Raw genomic sequence first — 2,877 nt, 5'->3', positions numbered from 1 at the left:
GAGTTCGGGATGGGATCAGGTGGTTCCAACGCTCTATGGTCGTCAAGAAATTCGGGTACCGAATCGTGGCCAGTTGGCCGCGCTTCAGCAAATTGGGTATGTGACAGCTTTCGGTGTTTTGCAAGCGTCGAACTTTCGGTTCTTTCGTCTTCACACACCGCAATCTGGCCTTTCGACGCAAATTGCTTGGGTGTTATATGGTCAAGCCTCACGGGCAATTAGTATTGGTTAGCTCAACGCCTCACAGCGCTTACACACCCAACCTATCAACGTCGTAGTCTTCGACGGCCCTTCAGGGGACTCAAGGTCCCAGTGAGATCTCATCTTGAGGCTAGTTTCCCGCTTAGATGCTTTCAGCGGTTATCTATTCCGAACATAGCTACCCGGCAATGCCACTGGCGTGACAACCGGAACACCAGAGGTTCGTCCACTCCGGTCCTCTCGTACTAGGAGCAGCCCCTCTCAAATCTCAAACGTCCACGGCAGATAGGGACCGAACTGTCTCACGACGTTCTAAACCCAGCTCGCGTACCACTTTAAATGGCGAACAGCCATACCCTTGGGACCGGCTTCAGCCCCAGGATGTGATGAGCCGACATCGAGGTGCCAAACACCGCCGTCGATATGAACTCTTGGGCGGTATCAGCCTGTTATCCCCGGAGTACCTTTTATCCGTTGAGCGATGGCCCTTCCATACAGAACCACCGGATCACTAAGACCTACTTTCGTACCTGCTCGACGTGTCTGTCTCGCAGTCAAGCGCGCTTTTGCCTTTATACTCTACGACCGATTTCCGACCGGTCTGAGCGCACCTTCGTACTCCTCCGTTACTCTTTAGGAGGAGACCGCCCCAGTCAAACTACCCACCATACACTGTCCTCGATCCGGATAACGGACCTGAGTTAGAACCTCAAAGTTGCCAGGGTGGTATTTCAAGGTTGGCTCCACGCGAACTGGCGTCCACGCTTCAAAGCCTCCCACCTATCCTACACAAGCAAATTCAAAGTCCAGTGCAAAGCTATAGTAAAGGTTCACGGGGTCTTTCCGTCTAGCCGCGGATACACTGCATCTTCACAGCGATTTCAATTTCACTGAGTCTCGGGTGGAGACAGCGCCGCCATCGTTACGCCATTCGTGCAGGTCGGAACTTACCCGACAAGGAATTTCGCTACCTTAGGACCGTTATAGTTACGGCCGCCGTTTACCGGGGCTTCGATCAAGAGCTTCGCGTTAGCTAACCCCATCAATTAACCTTCCGGCACCGGGCAGGCGTCACACCCTATACGTCCACTTTCGTGTTTGCAGAGTGCTGTGTTTTTAATAAACAGTCGCAGCGGCCTGGTATCTTCGACCGGCGTGGGCTTACGGAGCAAGTCCTTCACCCTCACCGGCGCACCTTCTCCCGAAGTTACGGTGCCATTTTGCCTAGTTCCTTCACCCGAGTTCTCTCAAGCGCCTTGGTATTCTCTACCCAACCACCTGTGTCGGTTTGGGGTACGGTTCCTGGTTACCTGAAGCTTAGAAGCTTTTCTTGGAAGCATGGCATCAACCACTTCGTCACCCAAAGGGTAACTCGTCATCAGCTCTCGGCCTTAGAATCCCGGATTTACCTAAGATTCCAGCCTACCACCTTAAACTTGGACAACCAACGCCAAGCTGGCCTAGCCTTCTCCGTCCCTCCATCGCAATAACCAGAAGTACAGGAATATTAACCTGTTTTCCATCGACTACGCTTTTCAGCCTCGCCTTAGGGACCGACTAACCCTGCGTCGATTAACGTTGCGCAGGAAACCTTGGTCTTTCGGCGTGGGTGTTTTTCACACCCATTGTCGTTACTCATGTCAGCATTCGCACTTCTGATACCTCCAGCAAGCTTCTCAACTCACCTTCACAGGCTTACAGAACGCTCCTCTACCGCATCACCTAAGTGATACCCGTAGCTTCGGTGTATGGTTTGAGCCCCGTTACATCTTCCGCGCAGGCCGACTCGACTAGTGAGCTATTACGCTTTCTTTAAAGGGTGGCTGCTTCTAAGCCAACCTCCTAGCTGTCTAAGCCTTCCCACATCGTTTCCCACTTAACCATAACTTTGGGACCTTAGCTGACGGTCTGGGTTGTTTCCCTTTTCACGACGGACGTTAGCACCCGCCGTGTGTCTCCCATGCTCGGCACTTGTAGGTATTCGGAGTTTGCATCGGTTTGGTAAGTCGGGATGACCCCCTAGCCGAAACAGTGCTCTACCCCCTACAGTGATACATGAGGCGCTACCTAAATAGCTTTCGAGGAGAACCAGCTATCTCCGAGCTTGATTAGCCTTTCACTCCGATCCACAGGTCATCCGCTAACTTTTCAACGGTAGTCGGTTCGGTCCTCCAGTTAGTGTTACCCAACCTTCAACCTGCCCATGGATAGATCGCCCGGTTTCGGGTCTATTCCCAGCGACTAGACGCCCTATTAAGACTCGCTTTCGCTACGCCTCCCCTATTCGGTTAAGCTCGCCACTGAAAATAAGTCGCTGACCCATTATACAAAAGGTACGCAGTCACCTAACAAAGTAGGCTCCCACTGCTTGTACGCATACGGTTTCAGGATCTATTTCACTCCCCTCTCCGGGGTTCTTTTCGCCTTTCCCTCACGGTACTAGTTCACTATCGGTCAGTCAGTAGTATTTAGCCTTGGAGGATGGTCCCCCCATATTCAGACAAAGTTTCTCGTGCTCCGTCCTACTCGATTTCATGACCAAGAGATTTTCGCGTACAGGGCTATCACCCACTATGGCCGCACTTTCCAGAGCGTTCCGCTAATCTCAAAGCCACTTAAGGGCTAGTCCCCGTTCGCTCGCCACTACTAAGGGAATCTCGGTTGATTTCTTTTCCT

At 52.2% G+C, this 2,877-nt stretch carries 1 rRNA gene (running past one end of the window); it reads right to left on the bottom strand.

Annotation, left to right across the window (positions count from 1 at the left end):
- Positions 1-197 precede the first annotated feature (197 nt).
- A 23S ribosomal RNA gene (locus ACW9JC_RS28490) occupies positions 198-2,877 on the bottom strand; it runs 212 nt beyond the window's last position.

It is taken from the genome of Pseudomonas sp. SDO5591_S426 (genome assembly GCF_054070755.1).
The sequence above is the reverse complement of the archived record's forward strand: the minus strand, read 5'-3'. Positions and strand labels throughout refer to the sequence as shown.